Below are 17,134 nucleotides of genomic sequence, written 5' to 3'. Positions count from 1 at the left end.
GCGATGACCACGAACATCAATTTCGACGACTGGCTGGCACTGAACCAGCTCTACGCCGACTACGCCAGCGCGGTGGATTCCGGAAACTGGGCGCTGTGGCCCGAGTTCTTCACCGACGACTGCGTCTACCGCCTGCAGCCGCGCGAGAACCACGAGCGCGGCTTTCCGCTGGCGACACTTTCGTTCACCAGCAAAGGCATGTTGAAGGACCGCGTCTACGGTATCCAGGAGACGCTGTTCCACGACCCGTACTACCAGCGGCACGTGGTGGGCGTGCCGGTGATCCGCAGCGTGGCCGAGGGCCGCATCACCTGCGAGGCCAACTACGCGGTGTTCCGCACCAAGCTGTCGGAACCCTCGACCGTGTTCAACGTCGGCCGCTATCTCGACACCGTGGTGCGCACGCCCGAGGGCTTCAAGTTCGCGTCGCGCGAGTGCATCTACGACAGCGAAATGATCCCCAACTCCATCATTTACCCCCTCTGAAGTGACCATGACTGCTTCCACCTGGATTGACGCGTTGTCGGCTGACGACCTGCCCAGCGACGACGTGATGGGCCTGGCCATCGCGGGCCGCGACATTGCGATCTACACCGTCGGCGACGCGGTGTACGCCACCGACAACCTCTGCACGCACGGTCATGCGCGGCTGTGCGATGGCTTTCTGGAAGGCCACGAGATCGAATGCCCGCTGCACCAGGGCAAGTTCGACGTGCGCAACGGCCAGCCCAGCTGCGCCCCGGTGACCGAGGCGCTGCGCAGCTATCCCGTGAAGATCGAGGGTCAGCGCGTGTACCTGCAGCTCGACTGAATTTCCCCCTCACTTCAGAGCCGCGGACGAGGCGCAGCGGCGCGCAGCCCAGCTTCGCTGTGGCTCAGGTCCGCATGAACAGGCCCGCGATCACGCTGCGCAGCCAGCGGTTGCCGGCGTCCTGGTGGTAGCGGGCGTGCCAGTGCTGCTTGACGTCGAACGACGGCACCAGCAGCGGACAGGCCAACACGGCCAGGCCGCCCGAGTTCGCCAGCGTCTCGCCGATGTGGCGCGGCAAGGTGACGATCAGATCGGTGGTTGACACGATCGGCGCCAGGCCCAAAAAGCCGGGTAATTCCAGCAGCACGCGGCGCTGGATGTGTTGGCGGCTCAGGGCCGCTTCCAGCAGTTGGTAGCCCGTGCCGGCGGCGATGGCGATGTGGGCCTCGGCCTGATACAGCGTCAAGTCCAGCGTCGTACCGATGCGCGGATGCGCCGGGTTGGCCAGGCAGACCCAGTCCTGCGGAAACAGCGTCTGCTGGTAGATGCCGGACTCCAGCCACGGCGCGTAGCCCAGCGCCAGATCGGCCTCGCCGGACTCCAGCGCGCTGGCGGTCTGGCCGTCGATGCGGGCGGCTTCCAGCCGCACCTGCGGCGCCACGGCGCGCACATGCGCCAGCACGCGCGGCAGCAGCGTGATGTGGCTGGCGTCGGTCATGCAGATGCGAAAGCGCCGCTGTGCGGTGGCGGGCACAAAGTCGGCCTCCCAGGCCGACAGGCGGCGCAACGATTCGAGGATCTCGCGCGTCTGGCCGATCAGCGCGTCGGCGCGCGGCGTGGGCTGCATGCCGGCGGGCGTGCGCACGAACAGCGGGTCGCGCAACTGCTCGCGCAGCCGCGCCAGCCAGATGCTCACGGTCGGCTGGCTCTGGCCCAGCAATTCGGCCGCGCGCGTGACGCTGCGGCTGTCGTAGAGCACATCGAAGAGTTGCAGCAGTTTCAGGTCGGGCAGGGCCATGGCGAGTTCAGTGATGCGGGGGTGTATTGCGTTTGGCAATATACCTATTGTTCCCATTGCATCGACAGATGGGGAAGAGCTGCCTATCGTTCCGTCCCATCGCAGCCTGAGCGCTGCATCTCACTCACAGGACGGTCAAACGTGAAAATCTGCATCCTCGGCGCGGGCGCCCTGGGCTGTGCCATCGGTGGTGCGCTGACCGAAGCCGGCGCCGACGTCTGGCTCATCAACCGCACCGCCGCCCACGTCGACGCCATGAACACCCATGGTTTGACGCTGGTGACACCGCAAGGCGAGCGCCAGGTCAAGGTCCAGGCGGCGACGCGCTGCGCCGGCATTGGCCCGGTGGACCTGGTGATCGTGCTGGTCAAGTCCTTCCATACCCATGACGCCATCCAGGGCGCGGCCGAGCTCATTGGCCCCGACACTGTGGTGCTGTCGCTGCAGAACGGTCTGGGTCATGAGGACATCCTGGCCGAGGTGGTCGGCCGCGAGCGCGTGCTGGCCGGCAAGACCTATGTCGGCGGCGTGATGCTGGCGCCGGGCCGCATCATTTCCGGCGTGGCGGGCAAGCAGACGATGATCGGTGAACTCGATGGCCGCGTCACCCCGCGCGTGCAGACCATTGCCGCCGTGTTCAACCGTGCCGGCCTGCAGACCACCGTCAGCGACAACATCATGGGCACGATGTGGGACAAGCTGCTGGTCAACGTCGCCACCGGTGCGCTCACGGGCATCACCGGCCTGACCTATGGCGAGTTGTACGCGCTGCCCGAGTTGCGCCACACCGCGCTGGCGGCGGTGGCCGAGGCCATGGACGTGGCCCAGGCCAGCGGCATCCGGCTCAGCCTGACCGAGCCTGAGCAGGCCTGGGACCTGGCCGCCGCCGGCCTGCCGCCCGAGTTCAAGACCTCGATGCTGCAGAGCCTGGAGAAGGGCTCGCGCAGCGACGGTCCCATCACCGAAATCGACTTCATCAACGGCGCCGTCGTGCGCTGCGGAGCCCGCTGCGGCGTCACCACGCCCGTGAACGCGGCGCTGGTGGCGTGCATCAAGGGCATTGAAATGCGCATGGCGCGCAGCAGGAGCTGAACATGACCACCCCCAAGGCCTACCTCGAACACGTCGCCATCTGGGTGCGTGACATCCACTGGCATATCAAGTTCTTCCACGACGTGCTCGGCATGACGATGCGCGAAGTGCAGGGCACGCCCGAAAACCCGATTCAGTACTGGACGCTCGGCGGCATGCAGTTCATTGCCAAGCCTGATTTCGACGAGCCCGAAGGGCGGCTCGGCCACCTCGGCGTGATGTGCGAGGACCTTGAATGGGCCCTCGCCGCCGCGCAGGCCTTTGGCGTGACCGAGATGCCGCAAGGCCGCAACTGGCTGCGTTTGCCGGATGGCCTGGCCGTGGAGCTGATGCAGGCGAAACCCGCGCGCTGCGTGGCCGCCGCGCTCGCCATCAACCCGCGCTCGGCGGACTGACAACACAAGGACCCACCATGAGCCTGAGCCTCGAAAAATACTGGGACGATGCGAAGGAAGGCGACACCTGCGTCAGCCCGACCTACACCGTCACCAAGGAACGCATCCTGGCCTATGCCGACCTCACGGGCGACCACACCCCCGTGCACGTCGACGAGGCCTACGCCAACGCCAGCCACTTCGGCTGCATCGTCGCGCACGGCCTGTTCGGCCTGAGCATTGCCGACGGCCTGAAGACGCAGAGCGACTACCGCTTCCTGCCCGGCATGTCGCTGGGCTGGACCTGGGACTTTCTGCTGCCGATCAAGGTCAACGACGTACTGCACGTCAAGTTCAAGGTCGGCGCGATGCGCGCCAGCAAGAGCAAGCCGGGCTGGGGCATCGTGGTGCTGCCGTCGGAGCTGATCAACCAGAACGGCGAGGTGGTGCAGCGTGGCGAACACCGCCTGATGATTCCGCGTCGCCCCGGCGCCGTCTGAGCCCGCCCAGGAGACAAGACATGGCACAAGCACTTCCGCTCGCGGGCATCCGCGTCATCGACTACTCGCACTTCCTGGCCGGCCCCTATGTCGGCCGCTGCCTGGCCGCGCTCGGCGCCGAGGTCATCAAGGTCGAGCGCCCCGGCTCGGGCGACGCCGGCCGCCAGCACGCCACGGTGCTGGACGACCAGACCAGCGGTTACTTCTTGCAGCTCAACATGGGCAAGCAAGGCGTCAGCGTCAACATGCGTGATGCGCGCGGCAAGGCCTTCATGCAGAAGCTGTGCGACTCAGCCGACGTGTTCATTGAGAACTACCGTCCTGGTGCGCTCGACAAACTCGGTCTGGGCCAGGCCGAGTTGCGGGCGCGCAACCCGAGGCTGGTGTACTGCTCGATCTCGGCCTACGGTCACACCGGGCCGGATTCGCACCGCGCCGGCTTCGGCCTGATCGCCGAGGCCAAGAGCGGCATCATGCAGATGGTCGGCACGCCGGGCGAGGCGCCGCCGCTGCTGCGCATCTCGCTGGGTGACATGTACACCGGCATCCACGCGGTGGCGGCGATCAATGCGGCGCTGCTGGGCCGCGTCAACTCCGGCCGCGGCCAGCACATCGACATGGCGCTGTACGACTGCCTGGTCTCGATGCACGAATACGCGGTGCAGAACTACACGCTGACCGGCGCGTTGCCCGAGCAAACCGGCCATGACATGCCGACCAGCACGCTCTACGGCGTGTTCCGCGCCGCCGATGGCGACCTGGTGCTGGCCGCGCAGGTGGATGACGCGTGGAAGCGTTTCGCCGTGCTGGTCGAGGCCCACGGCGGGCCGGCGGGTTTTGGTGCCGATGCGCGCTTTCACAGCTCCAGCGGCCGCAACGCCGGGCGCGAGGAGATCCTGGCCGCCGTCAAGCCCTGGGTGGCCGCGCGCACGGTGGCCGAGGTGCTGACACTGCTCGACGCCATCGACGTGCCCGCCGCCAAGGTACAGCGCATCGACGAGGTCATCGCCGACCCGCAGATCCAGGCGCGCGGCATGATCGTGGAACAGCAGCACCCGCGCCATGGCACGTTGCGGCTGCCGAACCTGCCGTTCCGTTTCTCGGACTGCGACACGACGATCACCCAGGTCGCTCCCGACCTGGGCCAGCACAACGGCGAAGTAGCCGCCAGCCTGGGCTTCAGCGCCGACGAGATCGCGGCGATGCAGGCAGACGGCGTGCTGTTCTCAAAGTGAAGGACGTTAGACATGAGTGACCTGTACGCCGTCATCGGCAACCCGATCGGCCACACCAAGTCGCCGCTGATCCACCGCAGCTTCGCGCAGGCGACCGGGCAGGACATCGAGTACATCGCCATCGAGGGCCACACCGGCTCGCCCGAGGCGTTCGAGCAGGACGTGGCGGATTTCATCTCGCGTGGCGGCCGGGGCATGAACGTGACCATGCCGTTCAAGCTGCAGGCGTTCGAGCTGGCCACCGACCGGCTGGAGCGCGCCCGGCTGGCCGGCGCCACCAACGCGCTCAAGTTCGAGGGCGACAAGATCCTGGCCGACAACTTCGACGGCGTCGGCCTGGTCAACGACATCCAGCGCAACCTGGGCGTCGTACTGGCGGGCAAGCGCGTGCTGATGCTGGGTGCGGGCGGTGCCGCACGCGGTGCGCTGCTGCCGTTTCTGGCGCAGAACCCCGCCGAGTTGGTGCTGGCCAACCGCACGCTGGGCAAGGCGCAGGAACTGGCGGCCAACTTCAGCGCGCGCGGCACCATCGTCGCCTGCGGCTATGCCGATCTGGTGGGTGAGCGCTTCGACGTGGTCGTCAATGCCACGTCGGCCAGTCTGAAGGCCGAGCTGCCGCCGGTGCCGGCGGGCGTGTTCGGCTCGGACTGCCTCGCTTATGAACTGGCGTACGGCAAGGGCCTGACGCCATTCCTGCGGCTGGCGCAGAACGCGGGCGTCAAGCGCCTGGCCGACGGCGTGGGCATGCTGGTCGAGCAGGCGGCGGAAGCCTTCCTGTGGTGGCGTGGCGTGCGGCCCGACACACGGGCGTTGATCGAGAAAATGACAGTGCCGTTGGAGAGTGCCCGATGAAGATCCTCATGCTGCATGGCATCAACCACAACATGTTCGGCAAGCGTGACCCCAAGCAGTACGGCACGATCACGCTGGCGCAGATCGACGAACGACTGGCCGCGCTGGCTGCAGAACTGGGCGCGCAGGTCGAGAGCTTCCAGACCAACAGCGAGCGTGAGATGGTCGAGCGCATTCACCAGGGCTATACCGAGCGCGTCGACGCCGTGCTGATCAACGCGGGCGCCTGGACGCACTACAGCTACGGCATCCGCGATGCGCTGGCGATCCTGACCTGCCCGATCGTGGAACTGCACATGTCCAACATTCACGCCCGCGAGACCTTCCGCCACGTGTCGGTGTTTGCCGAGATCGTCAAGGGCCAGATCTGCGGCTTTGGCGTCGACAGTTATCTGCTTGCGCTGCGTGCGGCGGTGTCGGCGGTGGCCGAGGCCGCGCCGGCCTGAGCGGGCTTACCTTGCGGGCCGGGGCTGGCGGCCCATCAGATGGAACTCGTCGTTGGGCCGCATGTCGATCAGGTTGGCCATGCGGTTGGACAGGCCGAAGAACGCCGTGATGGCGCCGATGTCCCAGATGTCCTCGGCGCTGAAGCCGTGCGCGGCCAGCGCGGCGTGATCGGCATCGGTGACGCTGGCCGAATCGGTGCAGACCTTGAGCGCGAAGTCCAGCATGGCGTGCTGGCGCGCACTCAGGTCGGCCTTGCGGTGGTTGATGGCCACGGCGTCGGCCAGTTGCGGTGCCTTTTCGTAGATGCGCAGGAGGGCGCCGTGCGCCACCACGCAATACAGGCAGCGGTTGGCGCCCGAGGTGGCGACCACGATCATTTCCTTCTCGCCCTTGCTCAGGCCCGACTCGCGCAGCATCAGCGCGTCGTGGTAAGCGAAGAAGGCGCGGCATTCGTCGGGCCGGTGCGCCAGCGCAAGAAATACGTTGGGCACGAAGCCCGCCTTGTCCTGCACGGCCAGAATGCGCTCGCGCAGGTCATCGGGCAGGGTGGTGATCTCGGGCACCGGGTAGCGGCTGATGGGCTGGGTCATGATCGTGCGCAAGTTGAGAGGTGGATGGACCGGGCTCATTGTCTTTGAAGCCCTGTCGAACCGCTGGAGTGCGGTGCGCCCCGGCGCGGTGGGTGCCTTCGTTTATATTGCCGAGGCTCGAATACCCAGGAATGCAGGTGCAGATGACCTCCCGCAGACAATTTTCCCGCCTCGTGGCCGGTGCCGGCGCTGCCGTCGCCATGCCCTGGGCGCAGGCGCAGTTCCGCGTCGAAATCTCCGGCGTGGGCGCCACGCAGGTGCCGATCGCCATCCCCAAGCTGCGCGATGAAGACAAGGCGTCGCAGCCGGTGTCGGCCATCGTGCGGGGAGATCTGGAGCGCAGCGGCCTGTTCAAGCTGATCGATGCCTCGGGCGGCGTGTTCGACGAGAACACGCGGCCGGTGTTCCCCGATTGGCGCGCCCGGGGCGGGGACGCGCTGGTGGCCGGCTCGATCACCCGGTTGGCCGATGGCCGCTTCGACGTGCGCTACCGGCTCTGGGACGTGGTCAAGGGGGTCGAGCTGACCGCGCAGGCGCTGGCCGTGCCCAAGGAAGACCTGCGGCTGGCCGCGCACCGCATCGCCGACGAGATCTACCAGAAGCTCACGGGCGAGAAGGGCGTGTTCTCGACCCGCATCGCCTATGTCTCCAAGGCCTCCGGGCGCTACACGCTCTGGGTGGCCGATGCCGATGGCGAGGCCGCGCAGGTGGCGGTGGCCGGCCCCGAGCCGATCATCTCGCCGGCCTGGTCGCCGGACGGGCGCGAACTGGCCTACGTGTCGTTCGAGTCGCGCAAGGCGGTGGTCTACGTGCAGGAAGTGGGCACCGGCAAGCGGCGCATCGTGGCCAATTACAAGGGCTCCAACAGTGCGCCGGCCTGGTCGCCCGATGGCCAGCAACTGGTGGTCACCCTGACGCGGGACGGGCTGTCGCAGCTCTATGCCGTCAGTCGCACCGGCGACAACCTGCGGCGCCTGACCAACAGCAGTGGCATCGACACCGAAGCGGCCTGGTCGGCAGACGGTCGCAGCGTCTATTTCGTCAGCGACCGGGGCGGCGGCCCGCAGATCTACCGCATGTCCTCGGCGGGTGGCAACGCCGAGCGTGTGACTTTTGCAGGCAACTACAACATCAGCCCGGCGCTGAGCACCGACGGTCGCTACATGACCTTCGTGTCGCGCCCGGGCGGCAGCAGTTTCCGCGTCATGCTGATGGAGTTGGCCACCGGCACGCTGACGCCCTTGACCGACACCAATGACGACGAAAGCCCGGCCTTTGCGCCCAATGGCCGCATGATCATCTACGCCACACGCGCCGCCGGGCGTGACGTGCTGATGACGACCACGCTCGACGGCAGCATCAAGGCTCGCCTGGGTGTGCCGCAGGCCGATGTGCGCGAACCGGTCTGGGGCCCCTACGGCCGTTGACCGGGCACGGAATCACGGAGAAATCTGACCCATGAAACTCAATATTCGAAGCCGCTTTTCTGCGGCCATCACGGCCCTGGCGGTCGGCACGATGCTGCTGTCGGCCTGCTCGACCAGCACCCGGCTCGACCCGCCCGCACCGGTGGAAGACCGCAACGCGGCAGCGGGCGTGGGCGGCGCGGCCAGTGGCGCCGAGGCTGGTACGGGCGCTGTCGGCGCCGGGCAGACCAGCGCGTCGGGTGTGACCAGCGTCGATCTGGGGGCGGGTGGCCTGAGCGCCGCCAATGGCAGCGACGTGCCGGCCAACCTGCGGGTGATCTATTTCGACTTCAACAGCTTCGTCATCAAGGACGAGTTCCGCAGCGTGGTGGAGGCCAATGCCCGGCTGCTCAACGCCAACCGCCAGCGCCGCATGCTGGTCGAGGGCCACACCGACGAGCGCGGTGGCCGTGAATACAACCTGGCGCTGGGCCAGAAGCGCGCCGACGCCGTGGTGCGCACCCTGACGTTGCTGGGCCCGCTGGAGTCGCAGCTTGAGGCCGTGAGCTACGGCGAGGAGCGCCCGCTGGCCGCCGAAGGCAACGAAGCGGCCTGGGCCAAGAACCGCCGCGCTGAATTGAAGGATCGTTGAGATGAAGAGACTGTCACCGCTCGCACCGCTGGCCCTGGCCACATGCTTGAGCCTGGGCTTGGGCACGGCCCAGGCCGGCATTTTTGATGACGATGAAGCGCGCAAGGCGATCGTCGATATCCGCGCCCGGCTTGATCAGGTTGACCAGCAGACGCAGAAGGAACTTGCCGCCCGCAAGGCCGAAACCGCCGAACTGCTGGAGCAGGTCAACGTCATCAAGCGCGGCACGCTGGAATTGAACAACCAGCTGGAAGTCCTGCGCGCCGACTTGGCGCGTCTGCGCGGCCAGGACGAGCAGGCCACGCAATCGACCCGCGACGTGGCGCGCGATCTGTCTGAACTGCAACGCAAGCAGAAAGACCTGCTCGCCACGCTGGCCACGCTCGATGAGCGCATGAAGCGTCTGGAGCCGCAGAAAGTCAGCCTGGACGGCAAGGACGTCACGGTGGATTCGGGCGAGAAAAAGACCTACGACGACGCCATCGCGATCCTGCGGCGCGGCGAATTTGCCAAGGCCGCTGATGCATTGGCTTCGTTCCAGCGCCGTTTCCCCGGCAGCGCCTACGCCGGCCATGTGCAGTACTGGCTGGGCAATGCGCAGTACGGCAAGGGCGAGGTCAAGGAGGCCGTCGTGACCTTCCGCAGTCTGGTCAGCGCGACGCCCGATCACCCACGTGCCGCCGAGGCGCTGCTGGCGCTGGCCAACTGCCAGATCGAACTCAAGGACAACCGCGCGGCCCGCAAGACGCTGGACGAACTGATCAAGAACTATCCGCAGTCCGAAGCCGCGCAAGCGGGCCGCGAACGTCTGTCGCAGGTCAAGTGAGCGGCTCAGAGACGTACACCGACGCGGATCTGGAGCGTCGCTTCGGTGGCCTGCGCCGCTTGTGGGGCAGCGAGGCTTACGAACGAGTGCGCGGGGCCTCCGTGGCCGTGATCGGCGTCGGTGGCGTGGGCTCCTGGGCGGTCGAGGCGCTGGCGCGCAGCGGTGTGGCGCAACTGGTGCTGATCGACTTCGACCAGATTGCCGAATCAAACATCAACCGCCAGGTGCAGGCGCTGGGCAGCACCGTCGGCGCGGCCAAGGTGGAGGTATTGCGCGTGCGCATCGCCGACATCCATCCCGGCTGTCTGGTGCACGCGGTCGAAGAATTCGCCACCGTGGAAAACTGGCCTGCGCTGCTGCCGGTGCCGGTCGACGTGGTGATCGACGCCTGCGACCAGACGCGCGTCAAGCAGGCTTTGGCGCGATGGGCTGTCGTCACAGGCCATGCACTGGTCACGGTGGGCGCTGCGGGCGGCAAGTCACGTCCAGAGTTGGTGCAAGTCGATGACCTGGCTCAGGTCAGCCACGATCCCTTGCTGGCCCGCATGCGACAACAACTCCGCAAGGACGGTGCGCCGCGTACGGGTCCGCTTGGTGTGCGGTGCGTGTACTCCAAGGAAGCCGTCACGTTGCCCGATGCCAACTGCCCGGTCGACGGCAGCCTGAACTGCCACGGCTATGGATCGAGTGTGGCTGTGACTGCCTGCTTCGGCATGGTGGCTGCTGCTGAGGCGCTGCAGTGGGTTCGAGGTAAATATTTGCGTTCAAGCGGTGAGAGTGCTTGATCTTTATCTGAATATCACTATAGAATAGTGGGCTCGGTTGTTAAGAAGCAAGCGAGCAGTTTTGGCAGCAATGCCTAAGCATTGGAAGGGTTGTTAGCTCAGTTGGTAGAGCAGCGGACTTTTAATCCGTAGGTCGCAGGTTCGAGTCCCGCACAACCCACCAAACTGTGTTATAATATTATTCTTGTTAGGGCTCTTAGCTCAGTTGGTAGAGCAGCGGACTCTTAATCCGTAGGTCGAGTGTTCGAGTCACTCAGGGCCCACCAAAAATTCTCGAAGAAAATCAAGGACTTAGCAAAAGCTAAGTCCTTTTTTCTTTTGTGCATCTGATTGTGAAGTCCGTTGCGCGGTGCATCACTGGTCCGGGGCTGCCAAGTACGACTGCTCGTTTGGCATTTCGGGCTTGTAGCGTTCTCCCAACATCTCCACGACCGAAACGGCGTGGTGGCTGCACGGTTGATGTCGTTCAGCATGGTGCCTGCGCGGTTCAAGGTGCCGGCAGACTGCGTTGCGATGGACGCACTGCGTTTGTCGTCGATGTGTGCCCTATCCTGGGCTCTAACTCCTCGCAAGCGGGAGTTGGCCTTGGCTCAAACCCGCAGTGGCGCACCAATCTCGCCTAGCTTGGCATCGCCCTCGATCCAGGCTCGCATTGCGCCTTGGAGGCCCGAAGCGTCACGCGTTGCGCACTCCCAGACGCACAGAACCCGCCAGCCCGACGCCTGGAGCCTGTCGATGGCGCGGTGGTCGCGCTCGACGTTGGCCTCCAGTTTGGCTTTCCAGAACTCGGTGCGCGTGGCGGGTATCCTGGCGTAGCGACATCCCTGATGACGATGCCAGAAGCAGCCGTGCACGAAGACAGCGACTTTGCGGCCGGGCATGACGATGTCCGGGGTGCCCGGCAGGTCACGCCGATGCAGTTGGACGTGAATCGGCGGTTCGCCGGCTACTTCACCTCCGGAATGTTGACTGCCGGGGCAGAGTCGTTCGCACTCATCACGACCTCCTTGCATTCTGGTCGCTTTGCCCATTCGGAGATCATCCTGCCGCCGGAGGAGGCGTGCAGCACGTCGCTGACTTCCCTGGCCCGCACGGCGCTCTGGCTCTATCCGGGACGAGAGCTGCAACTTGATTGACGGAACTGGCAAGTCGTTGGTGCTGCGTTTGACCGTGTGCTGAGTCCATCCGCAACTTCGTTCTGGCGCCTGGTACAACCTCGCAAACAAGGGGGGGAACTGGACAATGGCATTACCCGACGGTCTCTATGACCTGTTGCTGACCGAGGGCCTGTCCCGATCGCTCGCAACCATCGACCCCAGCAGCGCGGATGTGTCGGCGCTCAAGGGTGGCGCCGCCGAGTTCCTGGCCGACGTCATCACGCGGCAGTTGGCGACGCTGCTTGACGATGTCGCCGGTGACGGCGCCGACAAAGCCAGGCGGCAACTCGAACTGGCCAATGAGCTCCTGGTGATGCTGCGCCAGCGGCTCAAGGTCAGCGACGGTTCGACCGGTGCCGCTGCGTCTGCCGAAGTCGTCGACCTGGTGGCATCGCCGCTGCGTGTCCTCAGGGCCGTGCAGCGCAACCAGCAGTTCCCGACGTCACCAGAGATCGGTCTGGCCGTACCCTGGCTTTTCACGGCCGGCAAAGGCTCGCCTTCATTGCTGCAGGAGATCCGCCGCGAACTGGTCTCCAGCGACCAGGTGGACATCCTCGTCAGCTTCATCACCGTGTCGGGCGTTCGCAAGCTGCAGGACGTGCTGCAGCAGATCACGGCCAAGGGCGGGAACGGACAGGGCCAAGCGGCTACACGCCTGCGCATCCTCACCACGACCTACACCGGCGCGACCGAGGCGCGGGCGCTGGATGAACTCGCACGCCTGCCGGGGTGCGAGGTGCGCGTGTCGCTCGACGGCAGGCGCACGCGCTTGCATGCCAAGGCCTGGCTGTTCCAGCGCAAGACCGGCTTCGGCTCAGCCTATGTCGGCAGTGCCAACCTGTCGGGCGCGGCGCTGACCGGTGGGCTGGAGTGGACCGTCAAGCTGACCCAGCGCGCGCAAGAGTCGCTGTTTGCCCGGGCGGTTGCCCACTTCGAAACGCTGTGGGCCGACAGCGAGTTTCAGCGTTACGACCCGGACAACGTCGCGCACCGGCAGGCACTGGCCGCCGCGCTTGGCCGCGAGTCCTTCGGCGGCGAGCCCACGGCCACGATCAGCTTCTTCGACCTCCAGCCCAAGACCTATCAGCAAGAGATGCTGGAGCAATTGATCACCGAGCGCAGCCACGGCCGGAACAAAAACCTCCTGGTGGCGGCTACCGGCACCGGCAAGACCGTGGTGGCGGCGTTCGACTATCGCAACACCTGCCGGGTTGAAGGCGGCCGCCCTCGCCTGCTGTTTGTGGCGCATCGCGAAGAGATCCTGCGCCAGGCCCTGCGCACCTATCGCGAAGTGCTGCGTGACCCCGAATTCGGCGACCTGCTCACTGGCAGCCACCAGCCCGAACGATGGGACCATCTGTTTGCCACCATCGACAGCGTGACCAGCCGCGACCTGGTGGTCAGCGTCGGTGCCGATCATTGGCACACCGTCGTGGTCGATGAATGCCACCGGCTGGCCGCCGATCGCTTTGATGCCTTCGTCAAGTCGGTTCGCCCCCGCGTCTTGCTCGGCCTGACCGCGACACCCGAACGCAGCGACGGGCAACCCATTGCGCAGTACTTCGATGCACGCCCGGATGGCAGCCCAGCCATTGAGCTGCGGCTGTGGCACGCACTCGACCTGCAACTGCTGGCACCCTTCGAGTACTACGCCTGCGACGACGCCACAGACTTCTCGGCCGTGCCATGGGAGAAATCCGCACGTGAGTGCGACGCGGTAATCGACAACCTCGTGACCGGCAATGACGTGCGTGCGCGGCTCGTCGTCAATGAATGGCGCCGGCTGGCTTCCGACGCATTGCGGTCGCGTGCCATCGTGTTCTGCGTGTCGGTTGCCCACGCCGAGTTCATGACCGACTGGTTCAACCGCGCCGGCCTGCCGGCGGCCTGCGTGGTCGGCACGACAGCGATTGAAGAGCGGCGCCGCGCGCCGCAACGCCTACTCAGCGGCGAGCTGTGCGCATTGGTGACCGTCGACCTCTACAACGAAGGCATCGACCTGCCGATGGTCGACACCCTGTTGCTGCTGCGGCCCACGCAGAGCCCGGTGCTGTTCCAGCAGCAGATCGGCCGTGGCCTGCGCTTGGCGCCGGGCAAGGAGAGCTGCCTGGTGCTCGACTTTGTCGGCCAGCACCGCACCGAGTTTCGTTTTGACCGCCTGTTGTCGAGCCTGACCGGGCTGTCGCGCCGCGAACTGGTGGAGGGCGTCGAGAACGGTTTTAGCAGCTTGCCGCCGGGTTGCCACATCCACCTTCAGCGGCAGACGCGAGAGCAGGTGCTGCAAGGCTTGCGTGCGCTGACGACGCAGAACTGGCGCCGCCTGAAGACCGAGTTGCAGACGTATGTGGCGCTGAAGGGCCGTGCGTCGGTGCGCTTGGCGGACTTTCTGCATGACCAGGCGCTGGAGCTCGAAGACGTCTACCGCGCGGGCACCGGCCAAGGCCGCAGCGGCTGGACGGCGCTCAAGCGCGACGCCGGCCTGATCGTCGCGGAGCCCGGTCCGGAAGAGGACTACTTCAGCCGCCGTTTCGGTGACCTGCTGCACGTGGACGACCCGCGTCGGCTCGACATGATGGCTGCGGTCGGCGCCAGGCAAGGCCACTCGGCAGTGCTCGACGCCAAGAGTGCATTGGGTGTGCAGATGCTGGCCTATCAGATCGATGGCCGGCATGCGCAGGCAGCCGGTCACGAGGCTTTTGCCAAGCGACTGGCACGCCACCCTGCCATCGCCGCGGAGCTGGTCGAGTTGTCAGACCTGCTGCAGGCCCGAAGCAGCCTGGGCGCCAACGCATTGCCCGGTCTCGAAGACACGCCGTTGTGCTTGCACGCCGCCTATGGCGCGCGCGAAGTGCTCACGGCGGTCGGCTGGCTGACAGCAACGCGCCGTGCGCCGTTCCAGGCCGGTGTGTTGCCACTGACCCACCGAAAGATCGAGCTGCTGTTCGTGACGCTCGACAAGAGCGAGGGCTACCACGACCGCATCTCGTATCACGACTATGCGATCAGCGCAGAGCGTTTCCATTGGCAGACACAGAGTAGCGCCGGCCCGGATACGCCCGGAGGTCGGCGTTATCTGGAGAGTGCGAGCAACGGCTGGCAATTCCAGCTTTTTGTGCGACCGCGTAAAGGCGACGCTTACCGGGCCTGCGGGCGCGTGACGCTGGAGTCGGCTGAGGGCGACCGGCCGATGAGCATCGTCTGGCGGCTTGAGATGCCGCTGCCTGCAAGGCTGTTCAGGGAGTTCAGTGTGCTGCGTGGGGTGTGAGCCCAGATCCGATATTCGGAACGTTCTACACACGACGTCAAGCCGCTCACTGAGCGGCTTTTTGTCTTTTGCAGGAGCAGCAAAAGCCACCCCTGCATCCGATTCCCCTTACAGCATCGCCTTCAACAGCCGAGCCATCTCGGAGGGGTTGCGCGTGATGGTGAAGCCACACTCCTCCATGATCGCGAGCTTGGCGTCCGCTGTGTCCGCGCCACCCGAGATCAGCGCACCGGCGTGGCCCATGCGCTTGCCGGCCGGGGCCGTCACACCGGCGATGAAGCCCACGATCGGCTTCTTCATGTTCGCCTTGCACCAGAGTGCCGCTTCAGCCTCGTCCGGGCCGCCGATCTCGCCGATCATGATGACCGCGTCGGTGTCCGGATCGTCGTTGAAGGCGCGCATCACGTCGATGTGCTTCAGGCCGTTGATCGGGTCCCCGCCGATGCCGACCGCCGAGCTTTGGCCCAGGCCGATCTCGGTGAGTTGGGCGACGGCTTCATACGTCAGCGTGCCCGAACGCGAGACCACGCCGATGCGGCCCTTGCGGTGGATGTGGCCCGGCATGATGCCGATCTTGATCTCCTCGGGCGTGATCAGCCCCGGGCAGTTGGGCCCCAGCAGCAGCGTGCGCTTGCCGCCGGCCGCTTCCTTGGCCTTCATCTTGTTGCGCACCATCAGCATGTCCCGAACCGGGATGCCTTCGGTGATGCAGATCGCCAGGTCCAGGTCGGCTTCGACCGCCTCCCAGATCGCAGCCGCCGCGCCCGCGGGCGGCACGTAGATCACGCTGACGGTCGCGCCTTGGGCCTGGGCGGCTTCCTTGACGGTCGCGTAGATCGGGATGTCCGAGAACTTCTCGCCCGCCTTCTTCGGGTTCACACCCGCCACAAAAGCGTTCTTGCCGTTGGCATACGCCTGGCAGCCCAGCGTGTGGAACTGGCCGGTCTTGCCGGTGATGCCCTGGGTGATGACCCGCGTGTCTTTGTTGATGAGAATCGACATGTTCTTGTTCCTTCGGCTTACTTCACGGCGGCGACGATCGCCGTCGCGGCTTCGGCCATGGTGTTGGCAGCGATGATGGGCAGGCCCGAACGGCTGAGCATCTCCTTGCCCAGGTCCTCGTTGGTGCCCTTCATGCGCACCACCAGCGGCACGCTGAGGTTCACGGCCTTGCACGCCACGATCACGCCTTCGGCGATGGTGTCGCACTTCATGATGCCGCCGAAGATGTTGACCAGGATGCCCTTGACGTCCGGGTTCTTGAGCATGATCTTGAACGCCTCGGTCACCTTCTCGGCCGTGGCGCCACCGCCCACGTCCAGGAAGTTGGCCGGCTCGCCGCCGAACAGCTTGATGGTGTCCATCGTCGCCATCGCCAGGCCCGCGCCGTTGACCAGGCAGCCGATGTTGCCGTCGAGGCTGATGTAGGCCAGATCGAACTTCGACGCCTCGACTTCGGCCGGATCTTCCTCGTCCAGATCGCGATAGGCCACGATCTCGGGGTGGCGGAAGAGGGCGTTGGGGTCGAAGTTGAACTTCGCGTCCAGCGCGATCAGGTTGCCCTTGGAGTCCCGGTTGAGCGGGTTGATCTCGACCAGCGAGGCGTCCGTCTCCATGTAGCAGCGGTAGAGGTTCTGGAACAGCGTGACGGCTTGCGCGGTCGAGTCGGCCGGCAGGCCGATGGCGTCAGCAATCTTCCTGGCCTGCTCGGCGCCCAGGCCGGTGAGCGGGTCGATCACTTCGGTGACGATCTTCTCGGGGGTCGAGTGGGCGACCTCCTCGATGTCCATGCCGCCCTCGGAGGACGCGATGAAGGCGACCTTCTGCGAGGCGCGGTCGGTCACGAGCGAGACGTAGTATTCCTTCTGGATGTCGGCGCCGTCTTCGATGTAGAGGCGGCGCACCTTCTGGCCTTCGGGGCCGGTCTGATGGGTCTTGAGCTGCATGCCGAGGATTTCCTCGGCGAGCTTGCGCACATCGTCGAGCGAGCGCGCGAGCTTGACGCCGCCGCCCTTGCCGCGCCCACCAGCGTGGATCTGCGCCTTGACGACCCACACGGGTCCGCCCAGCTTCTGCGCGGCTTCCACCGCCTCCTGCACCGTGAACGCAGCATGGCCGCGCGGCACCGGCACATCAAACTGGCGCAGGATTTCCTTGCCTTGGTATTCGTGGATTTTCATGAGA

The 17,134-nt window shown here is 65.8% G+C and carries 19 protein-coding genes and 2 tRNA genes; 16 read left to right on the top strand and 5 right to left on the bottom strand.

Features of this window, described 5'->3' with window-relative positions; genetic code table 11:
- Positions 1–3: 3 nt before the first annotated feature.
- Together AC5IG3_RS07160 and AC5IG3_RS07155 are read left to right on the top strand one after the other, a co-directional pair.
- A complete protein-coding gene (locus AC5IG3_RS07160) occupies positions 4–486 on the top strand; it encodes an aromatic-ring-hydroxylating dioxygenase subunit beta (RefSeq protein WP_491905589.1) in 483 nt (160 codons plus the stop codon).
- 7 nt (positions 487–493) lie between these two features.
- The gene (locus tag AC5IG3_RS07155; RefSeq protein WP_491905588.1) at positions 494–811 is read left to right on the top strand and encodes a non-heme iron oxygenase ferredoxin subunit; all 318 of its coding nucleotides are present in this window, start codon (positions 494–496) and stop codon (positions 809–811) included.
- A gap of 64 nt (positions 812–875) precedes the next feature.
- Here the strand turns inward: AC5IG3_RS07155 and AC5IG3_RS07150 are convergent, their stop codons facing one another.
- Entirely contained in the window at positions 876–1,769 is an 894-nt protein-coding gene (locus AC5IG3_RS07150; RefSeq protein ID WP_491905587.1) for a LysR family transcriptional regulator, read from the bottom strand.
- 141 nt (positions 1,770–1,910) lie between these two features.
- On the opposite strand from AC5IG3_RS07150, the gene AC5IG3_RS07145 reads away from it, so the two are divergent.
- Genes AC5IG3_RS07145 through aroQ form a run of 6 tightly spaced genes read left to right on the top strand, consistent with a single transcriptional unit; the run spans position 1,911 to position 6,268 of the window.
- Positions 1,911–2,861 (top strand): ketopantoate reductase family protein, encoded by a 951-nt coding sequence (locus tag AC5IG3_RS07145; RefSeq protein WP_491905586.1) that lies wholly within the window; start codon positions 1,911–1,913, stop codon positions 2,859–2,861.
- A gap of 2 nt (positions 2,862–2,863) precedes the next feature.
- Positions 2,864–3,256, top strand: coding sequence for a VOC family protein (locus AC5IG3_RS07140; protein WP_491905585.1), 393 nt, complete (start codon positions 2,864–2,866; stop codon positions 3,254–3,256).
- A gap of 17 nt (positions 3,257–3,273) precedes the next feature.
- Positions 3,274–3,735: a MaoC family dehydratase gene (locus tag AC5IG3_RS07135; protein WP_491905584.1), complete on the top strand. Its 462-nt coding sequence runs from the start codon at positions 3,274–3,276 to the stop codon at positions 3,733–3,735.
- A gap of 20 nt (positions 3,736–3,755) precedes the next feature.
- Complete coding sequence (locus AC5IG3_RS07130) at positions 3,756–4,970, top strand: CaiB/BaiF CoA transferase family protein (protein ID WP_491905583.1); 1,215 nt, start codon at positions 3,756–3,758, stop codon at positions 4,968–4,970.
- A 12-nt stretch (positions 4,971–4,982) separates the two neighbouring features.
- On the top strand, positions 4,983–5,822 hold the full coding sequence (gene aroE, locus AC5IG3_RS07125) for a shikimate dehydrogenase (RefSeq protein ID WP_491905582.1): 840 nt from the start codon (positions 4,983–4,985) through the stop codon (positions 5,820–5,822).
- Positions 5,819–6,268, top strand: coding sequence for a type II 3-dehydroquinate dehydratase (aroQ, locus tag AC5IG3_RS07120; protein WP_491905581.1), 450 nt, complete (start codon positions 5,819–5,821; stop codon positions 6,266–6,268). Before aroE ends, aroQ begins: the two co-directional genes overlap by 4 nt.
- 6 nt (positions 6,269–6,274) lie before the next feature.
- Here aroQ and AC5IG3_RS07115 read toward each other — a convergent pair whose 3' ends face one another.
- Positions 6,275–6,859: a peroxidase-related enzyme gene (locus AC5IG3_RS07115; RefSeq protein ID WP_491905580.1), complete on the bottom strand. Its 585-nt coding sequence runs from the start codon at positions 6,857–6,859 to the stop codon at positions 6,275–6,277.
- A gap of 143 nt (positions 6,860–7,002) precedes the next feature.
- Between AC5IG3_RS07115 and tolB the strand changes: the two genes are divergently transcribed.
- The 6 genes from tolB to AC5IG3_RS07085 all read left to right on the top strand — a co-directional run bounded on the left by tolB (position 7,003) and on the right by AC5IG3_RS07085 (position 10,794).
- Positions 7,003–8,286 carry a Tol-Pal system beta propeller repeat protein TolB gene (gene tolB / locus AC5IG3_RS07110; RefSeq protein WP_491905579.1) on the top strand — a complete coding sequence of 428 codons (1,284 nt, stop codon included), beginning with the start codon at positions 7,003–7,005 and terminating at the stop codon, positions 8,284–8,286.
- A gap of 31 nt (positions 8,287–8,317) precedes the next feature.
- Complete coding sequence (gene pal / locus AC5IG3_RS07105; RefSeq protein ID WP_491905578.1) at positions 8,318–8,917, top strand: peptidoglycan-associated lipoprotein Pal; 600 nt, start codon at positions 8,318–8,320, stop codon at positions 8,915–8,917.
- A 1-nt stretch (position 8,918) separates the two neighbouring features.
- Positions 8,919–9,743, top strand: coding sequence for a tol-pal system protein YbgF (ybgF, locus tag AC5IG3_RS07100; protein WP_491905577.1), 825 nt, complete (start codon positions 8,919–8,921; stop codon positions 9,741–9,743).
- Complete coding sequence (locus AC5IG3_RS07095) at positions 9,740–10,528, top strand: tRNA threonylcarbamoyladenosine dehydratase (protein ID WP_491905576.1); 789 nt, start codon at positions 9,740–9,742, stop codon at positions 10,526–10,528. The genes ybgF and AC5IG3_RS07095 overlap by 4 nt, the downstream gene beginning before the upstream one ends.
- 87 nt (positions 10,529–10,615) lie before the next feature.
- Positions 10,616–10,691 (top strand) — tRNA-Lys (locus tag AC5IG3_RS07090).
- 27 nt (positions 10,692–10,718) lie between these two features.
- Positions 10,719–10,794: transfer RNA gene (locus tag AC5IG3_RS07085), tRNA-Lys, on the top strand.
- Positions 10,795–11,118: 324 nt separating this feature from the next.
- On the opposite strand, the gene AC5IG3_RS07080 is transcribed toward AC5IG3_RS07085, so the two are convergent.
- Positions 11,119–11,409, bottom strand: coding sequence for a hypothetical protein (locus tag AC5IG3_RS07080; RefSeq protein ID WP_491905575.1), 291 nt, complete (start codon positions 11,407–11,409; stop codon positions 11,119–11,121).
- Here AC5IG3_RS07080 and AC5IG3_RS07075 point away from each other — a divergent pair.
- Both AC5IG3_RS07075 and AC5IG3_RS07070 read left to right on the top strand, forming a co-directional pair.
- Positions 11,377–11,664, top strand: a complete 288-nt coding sequence (locus AC5IG3_RS07075) for a hypothetical protein (protein WP_491905574.1) — start codon at positions 11,377–11,379, stop codon at positions 11,662–11,664. The two genes, AC5IG3_RS07080 and AC5IG3_RS07075, sit on opposite strands and share 33 nt — an antisense overlap.
- 106 nt (positions 11,665–11,770) lie before the next feature.
- The gene (locus tag AC5IG3_RS07070) at positions 11,771–14,950 is read left to right on the top strand and encodes a DEAD/DEAH box helicase (RefSeq protein ID WP_491905573.1); all 3,180 of its coding nucleotides are present in this window, start codon (positions 11,771–11,773) and stop codon (positions 14,948–14,950) included.
- A 108-nt stretch (positions 14,951–15,058) separates the two neighbouring features.
- Here AC5IG3_RS07070 and sucD read toward each other — a convergent pair whose 3' ends face one another.
- Both sucD and sucC read right to left on the bottom strand, forming a co-directional pair.
- Positions 15,059–15,952 carry a succinate--CoA ligase subunit alpha gene (gene sucD, locus AC5IG3_RS07065; protein WP_491905572.1) on the bottom strand — a complete coding sequence of 298 codons (894 nt, stop codon included), beginning with the start codon at positions 15,950–15,952 and terminating at the stop codon, positions 15,059–15,061.
- 17 nt (positions 15,953–15,969) lie between these two features.
- Complete coding sequence (gene sucC / locus AC5IG3_RS07060) at positions 15,970–17,130, bottom strand: ADP-forming succinate--CoA ligase subunit beta (RefSeq protein ID WP_491905571.1); 1,161 nt, start codon at positions 17,128–17,130, stop codon at positions 15,970–15,972.
- Positions 17,131–17,134 lie beyond the last annotated feature (4 nt).

Source organism: Leptothrix sp. (in: b-proteobacteria), assembly GCF_965250675.1.
Classification (GTDB): domain Bacteria; phylum Pseudomonadota; class Gammaproteobacteria; order Burkholderiales; family Burkholderiaceae_C; genus Sphaerotilus.
Note: the sequence above shows the minus strand (reverse complement) of the source record. Positions and strands in the feature narration are given on the sequence as shown.